The sequence below is a fragment of the Vibrio aestuarianus genome, assembly GCF_012395185.1.
GTDB classification, from domain to species: domain Bacteria; phylum Pseudomonadota; class Gammaproteobacteria; order Enterobacterales; family Vibrionaceae; genus Vibrio; species Vibrio aestuarianus.
The window spans coordinates 1-6,971 of sequence record NZ_JAAZTU010000065.1; the positions used below are offsets into that span (position 1 = coordinate 1).

Annotated in this window: 4 protein-coding genes; 3 read left to right on the top strand and 1 reads right to left on the bottom strand. The window is 32.8% G+C overall.

Translation table 11 applies throughout. The annotated features are described in order from the left end of the window. Positions 1-149: 149 nt before the first annotated feature. Positions 150-830: an Hpt domain-containing response regulator gene (locus HGG78_RS18110; RefSeq protein ID WP_172533739.1), complete on the bottom strand. Its 681-nt coding sequence runs from the start codon at positions 828-830 to the stop codon at positions 150-152. Between the two features lie 492 nt (positions 831-1,322). Between HGG78_RS18110 and HGG78_RS18115 the strand changes: the two genes are divergently transcribed. Genes HGG78_RS18115 through HGG78_RS18125 form a run of 3 tightly spaced genes read left to right on the top strand, consistent with a single transcriptional unit; the run spans position 1,323 to position 5,837 of the window. Continuing rightward, complete coding sequence (locus tag HGG78_RS18115; protein ID WP_172533740.1) at positions 1,323-4,823, top strand: ATP-binding protein; 3,501 nt, start codon at positions 1,323-1,325, stop codon at positions 4,821-4,823. A 3-nt stretch (positions 4,824-4,826) separates the two neighbouring features. Then, positions 4,827-5,429 (top strand): response regulator transcription factor, encoded by a 603-nt coding sequence (locus tag HGG78_RS18120; protein WP_172533741.1) that lies wholly within the window; start codon positions 4,827-4,829, stop codon positions 5,427-5,429. Between the two features lie 36 nt (positions 5,430-5,465). After that, positions 5,466-5,837, top strand: a complete 372-nt coding sequence (locus tag HGG78_RS18125; RefSeq protein ID WP_172533742.1) for a response regulator — start codon at positions 5,466-5,468, stop codon at positions 5,835-5,837. Positions 5,838-6,971 lie beyond the last annotated feature (1,134 nt).

Sequence of the window (6,971 nt, forward strand, 5' to 3'; positions counted from 1 at the left end):
GTTGGTGAGGCGTTAGCAAACGTCAAAGCAATGAACAAAGTCCTAGGACTAGGTATGCCTATTAGAAACTAACAGGTAAGTTCCGTAGGATAGATACGTCCTTTAGCTGATTTGATCAACAACGCCGGTTGACGCTATACGCGAGTTCTCTAATTTCTAATATCTCTAATTATGGATATTGTGATTTCTCTACACGCGTCCAGCAAAAAAGTAATGTCTGTTAGAGTAGAATTGTCCATAATCTTCGTACCCAATAGGTGATTCACTAATTTGTCTAGTAAAGCTATAGCTCCGCTGTTAGGGGAGAAAATAAAAAAAGAACCTTTTAATTTATGAATAATTTTTCGAGCAAAGATAAAGTCACCCGTCTCAATCAAATTTTTTATTTCAGCTAGATCTTCAAGAGCTTGAGACGAAAACTCGCAGATGTAATTTGATATATCTATTCCAACGTCGTTGAAATGGTGAGCTTTAGCTTTATTTAAGCTCTGTTCAAATAGTATATTTTGTATCGTGGTCCGACAAAATGGTTTTGAGACAAAACCCTTAAAATAATGAAGGTATCTGGTATCAATAGGTTCAGAGCTGGAAGCTAATAGAGTGATATTACTTGCGGCATTAGTGTAAATATATTTTGCGAGATCGTAGCCGCTTTCATGAGGAAAAACCAAATCGGTAATCACTAAGTCGAAATCATTTTTTTCAAGGAGTGTTATCGAAGAACGTACAGTTGCTTGAGAGGTTACGTTGATTCCAAATTGTACAAGTATATCAGCTAAAATGATACTTACTATCGGGTCATCATCAACTAAGAGTGCGTTTTTGAACATTTTATCATTATGTGCTATTTGATTGAGTAAGCTTAAGAGAGGCTAATTGTATCGAAAAACTTGTTACACAGCGAGGCCAAAGGTAAGTAAAGTTCTTTTCTAGTTTGAATCAAAGTGCATCCTCTGGCTTTCAAATCGTTTAAGCGATTGTTTAGTTGCGTGATTTTTGAAAGACCCAGACATAAAATAAGTATATTCCTACAAGAAAGGCTTTATATCTAGTGTATCATCAGACTCGCCATAGTGCTCTGGAGTAAATTTCATTTTTTGAACTAGAATCAAATGGAGCGATTCTGTTTGTAGATGTTGGTTTGTATGTGCACATATGTATATGTGCATGCATTGTTTGTTTGATGCCAGGACGCTAAATAGCTGTTTCTGAGTACCACCAATCGTCAATTGGATTGCGTGTTTAGGTTTTATTAGGTGAGCTAAAGTCAAAAACTGTGTAATAGAGCATGGAATCAGAATTTTTGATAATTGGAAAGGTTGATGAAAGAATTGTATATAGATAATTCTATAGACAAAAGTAAGAGGATTACACTTATCTTTATCTTAGTTGTTAGTATATTAACAACCTTTGGGATAAGTGCCTGGGTAAACATACATCAGTTTTTTAACACGGTTGAAAGGTATGATGGTGCAAGTAGCATTCTATTGGCGTTAGATCGAGCTAGGTTAGAGGAACTTTCGTACACAAGAGATTTGAATCAAGAGTCATTTTATGAAGCAACAAAAATGATGAACGAAGCCTTTAATTTGGCGGAAGAATTAAATATAAATAAAGACAGCATAGAGCTTCGAAATATTAAGTTTGAACTTAACTTATACAATGACTTGTTTGTTTCTTATGTTAGCTTAAATGATGATTTGATTATATCAAAAAGAAGTATGGTTTCTTCCGCTCAGAAATCTAGCGATATTATCGACAAGTTAAGAGACATTGAGTTTAACAATCGAGATTCTGACTCGAAGGTTTCTGAACGAAATTATAATGAAGTCATTCGATTACTAAGAAAGTTGTCTTTGCTGGATCGTGTGTCCAATTCTATTTCATTATTAGCTAAGTTTAACGAAGAGAATACAGAATTGGATGGGGAAAGTGATGTTTTTGACATTCTTGATAAAGACATTAAAGAGCTGGAATATATTTCAAAAGAGGATGAAGAGTACATTGATATAAAAAATATAAGATTATTGATAGAATCGAGAGTTTTAAAGAAATTCAATGTTCAAGGTAACGAATTAGAATTCTATAATGATATTTTGGATTTATCAGAATCTATAAATACATACACTCTTCTGGAAAATAAAAAAGCTGAGGAAAAGGTTAATTTTATTAAGGCTTCAATGTCGGAAAGTGATAAAAATATAAAGTTAATCGTATCCATAGAGGAAGCAATTAATAACTCGAGACAAGCTGATAGGGACTACCTTTTATATCGAGATTATTTAAAACAAGAAAAGAACAAAAGTAATGTAGAACATCAGTTAGCGATAATAGAAACTAACTTAGCTTTGTTGAACGAAGCAGTTATTAGTGTTGAGCAAGCAGACTTGATGAAACAGTTAGTTCCTTTAATATATGAATATAAGAAATATTTTTTTGAACTAACCTCTATAATTGATGAAAAGAACAAAACATCGAAGCAGATGATCTTGGTAGCAAAGAAAATAGATCGTATTATTGTGAGTATGAGGGACGAGCGTAAAAGTGACATGATTGAGGCAAAAAATGTCGCTGGAGTAATTTCAATTGGAGGCCTGATATTTGTAATATCAATAATTTTTCTAGGATATCTAGTTAGAACTACTAATAAAGAACTACAAGACCTAGCTAAGAATTTAGATTCCTTAAACCGAGATGCTATTGAAGCAAATGAGGCAAAATCACAATTTCTAGCAACAATGAGCCATGAAATACGCACACCTATCCATGCCATTATCGGAATGAGTCATCTAGCACTAGAGGGAAGTTTGTATGGAAAAGAAAGAAAGTATATTTCAAGAGTTCATAGTTCTGCAGAACTATTATTAGGAATCATTAACGATATACTAGATTTTTCAAAGATCGAAGCTGACAAACTGAGACTAGAAAGCGTAAAATTTTCGCCGTATGAAATAATCACTAATCTAACCTCGATAGCAGATAACTATTCTTTTGAAAAAGATGCTTGTGTGAATTTTGATATTTCTGAAAGGTTACCTAGTTTTGTCTTTGGTGACCCTCTTCGCTTGCAGCAAGTCATTACAAACTTACTATCTAATGCCATAAAGTTTACTGACAACGGTTTGGTTAATGTGAAGATAGATCTCCTTAAAGAAACGACCGAGCAAGGTTTTTTGGTGATTGAAGTAGAAGATGAAGGTATAGGGATGACAGAGCAACAGATTCTTCATCTCTATCAATCTTTCTCGCAAGCAGACAGTTCTACAACAAGAAAGTACGGTGGAACTGGACTAGGTCTGGCCATTACCAAAAACCTTGTTGAATTGATGGAAGGAACGATATCTGTAAAGAGTGAAGTTGGCAAAGGGACTCGATTCGAAGTTGTAATTCCGGTAAAGTTGATGAATCAAAATCTATCTATTGGTTCAGGTAATGAGAAATTAATTATAATTGGAGAGTCAATAAAACATGCTAACAACATGCATGATAACTACTATTCTTCTGTAAGTCATTACTACACTTATCAAGAGTATAAGAATGACAAAGCTATTTTTGAACCCCATCTAGTTACAATTATGTTTGTGTTTGACAATATTAATGATGACGATATTGTGAACATGTTAGACGTTAAGAATCAGTTAAAAGTAGAACATTGTAGTTTGCTAGCTTTTGTATCTAATTCCGATAATGCTTTGCAATATTCAAAAAAATACAATGACTCTTTTGAAGTTTATGAAAGACCTATCGATGAAGATGATATTTTGGAGGTGGTAACCTCAAAAAATACTCGTAATCGAATACCCATTTATTCTTATTACAAGAAATTATTTGATAAAAATTATTTGATTGGTGCTAGAATATTAATCGTAGAAGACAACTTCATCAACCAAGAGCTAGTTGTCGAAATACTAAATCGGAACGGAATTTATTCAGTTGTTGCTAATAATGGGATGATGGCTATTGAGATTCTCAATAAGGATAAAAATTTTGACGCTATTCTCATGGATTGTCAAATGCCAGTATTGGATGGCTATAAAGCAAGCAAAAGAATCCGTGAAGATCTGAAATTAAATGACATTCCAATCATAGCTCTAACTGCAAATGTATTACCTGAGGATAATAGAAAAGCAAAAGAACATGGTATGGATACAGTGGTCAACAAACCATTTGATATCGATGAAATGTTGAAAGTATTAGCTTATTGGATAGGTGAAGTTAAGGGGTTCGAATTAGAAAAATGCCTAACGAATAATGAGACTAGTGTGGATATTCCAACTGTTCTTTCGAATTTTTCAGATATTGCTGGAGTAAATATTGATAAAGGGCTTAAAGTCTGTGGAGGTAATGTCGAATTATATCTCACTTTAATTTCTAAGTTTGTAGAAAAATATGGTGGGGACAAGTCACTGAGTCTGAATGAAGAGTTGTTTGAGATATCGATACATACTTTGAAAGGTACCTCTAGTAGTTTGGGACTAGAATATGTCTTTGAGCTATGTAACAAGGTTGAGTCGGAAAAACCAAACTATCAGACGGGAACCTTAGAGCGTCTAAATGAAGCAATTTTTGAACTTTGCAGAAATATTGAATTGAACACGACTTCGATCCAATATTCAGAATTTTCCAAAATGGATGATGAAGAAATTGTAGATATAATTAATTACGCTAAACAATACGATATGGAGTCAATATATATGTTAGAATATAAAGTTGCCCATAGTGACCATAAGCAATCCCTATCTCACACTTCAGACAAGTTAAGGTTAGCGATGAGAAATTATGATTTTGAAAAGATCGTTTCAATATTGAGCGAGAAATTATAGATAATGAACTCAGGACGAAATAGGAGAATAGTAGTAATAGATGATCATCCGATTGTGGCGAAAGCGGTGAGTGATATGGTAAACGCAATATCAATAGGGTTTAATTCTGAGTACTTTGTAAATTCTGAGTTAGCACGGGAACATATTATATCTCAACCTGTCGATTTGATTATTTTGGATATACAACTTGATGTCGGAGATGGTTTTTCGTTTTATCGAAAAATTAAGTCGGAAGGTTACAATGGAAAATTGATTTTTTTTACCGCTCTAGAGAGCCAGTCAAACTTATCAATTGCAAAGAGAGTTGGAGCTGACGGCTTCTGTACTAAATCTATGGATTTTCAATCCCTTAAAAATACTATTGTTCAAGTTTTGACTCATAATACTAGTGTGAATGTCCCTTTACTTGAATCTGTAAAAATAACACAGAAAGAGGAATTAGTGTTGTCTTACTTGTGTGAGGGAATGACTAACAAACAAATCGCTGAAAAATTATACTTAAGTCCTAAGACGATAAGTACCTATAAGTTTAGAATTTTAAAAAAATATGGTGTTTCTAACATAATTGATTTGATGAAAATTAAAGGTCCTTATATTAAAAATTGATAATGTTAAATCGAGGTTTTTGAGAGGGAAATAAGAATGGAAAGACGGTCTACGAAAGTACTAATCGTTGAAGATGATGAGATTAGTCAACTGATCTTAGAAAACCAGTTTAACCAAATCGGCTTACTATGTGATATTTCTAGTAATGGCGGTGAGGCTCTAATGAAGATGAAAAAAACAAATTATGATGTCGTTGTTACAGACATAAACCTTCCGGACTTCGACGGTTATAGTTTTGCGAAGACTGTTAAAGAAAATGTCGGATTGTACGGCGAAAATATTATTATAGGTTACAGCTCAGATGATCTTAATGATGTGTCAAAAAGAGCATACTTGGATCTTTGCATGCTTAAGCCATCCGCCATGTCTGAATGGATAAGAGTAATGAAAAGTATTCCACTAAAGTAAAGTTGAACAAGACTATCCAACTCTAAAAAATGTAATAATTGAGGTTATCATTACAAGCGATAAAAATAATAGTGCTTTGTGAAGCATACGCTGGTCTATTTTAAGGTTGCCTTTCTTTTTCGAATTTTACATTCATTATGACTGTGTTGTTTTATAAAAATCACTATAATAATATGAAATTATATTGTTCCTACTTTTTTTGGTAAGTTAAGTAACCAAAGCAACTCAGCTTCAACTGTGTATGTTTGATTAGATAAAATAATTAAAAGTTGTAGTCCTAATTAAAGCAAAATGTTGTTACTAAAGTAACAGCTTTACCTTGAACATAATGGTAAGATTTGATTGTTGATTTCGAAGTATTCTTTGAGAGAGTTAAGGTACGACGGTACCAAAATCCAACTTAGTTGGTAAAGCCCAAGGTTATGATTAACCTTGGGCTTTTTATTTATGGGCGTGGTTTGACTTTCTTTTTCAAATTCACCTAAAGCACTTGAAAGAATCACTTTCAATAAGCATAAAAATTGAACAATTTTTCGACGTCGTAGTTCTCTATGTTTGTGAAGTGTTCGATTTATTATTGCTGAAATATAGTCTTCGATGCCCATTGGAGTGAAAGCGCAAAATAATCTTAATATCTCAAGGCTCCGCAAAAGAGTACCGTCATTTATATCTAGAATTTTTTGAGTTTACAACATGAATAAAAATATTAACAACCAATATACTAGATTACTTTTAATCGTTGTTATCAAATAGCCTGTTAACTATGAGTACTATTTTGAGTTTAATGTAGTCTATAGCAAAACTAGACGTGTATCATATTTTATTAATAGGCATTGTTACCAAAGTAACATCAATTAACTTCTATTTAAGTTACAATACATTGTAGGAGAGCTATCATAAAAAATAATATACTAGCTATTGATGATTTATTAAATTTAAAGCTCTTTAAGCAGGTTTTGGACCAAAATGATCTTTTTAATATTATTACGGATACAAATGGTATCGAGGCATCAATAAGTTTGAAATCCCACGATATACAGGCTAATGTCATGATTTACGTCAGTTCTGACCTAAATTAAGAAAATAGATTTTAAATTTATCTAGATTCAACCTAAATGATAAGAATGTCATATG

What these genes read in the sequence shown, in the direction of transcription:
- HGG78_RS18125 (WP_172533742.1), top strand. Translation starts at nt 5,466, where the DNA reads ATGGAAAGACGGTCTACGAAAGTACTAATCGTTGAAGATGATGAGATT.
- HGG78_RS18120 (WP_172533741.1), top strand. Translation starts at nt 4,827, where the DNA reads ATGAACTCAGGACGAAATAGGAGAATAGTAGTAATAGATGATCATCCG.
- HGG78_RS18110 (WP_172533739.1), bottom strand. Translation starts at nt 830, where the DNA reads ATGTTCAAAAACGCACTCTTAGTTGATGATGACCCGATAGTAAGTATC.
- HGG78_RS18115 (WP_172533740.1), top strand. Translation starts at nt 1,323, where the DNA reads ATGAAAGAATTGTATATAGATAATTCTATAGACAAAAGTAAGAGGATT.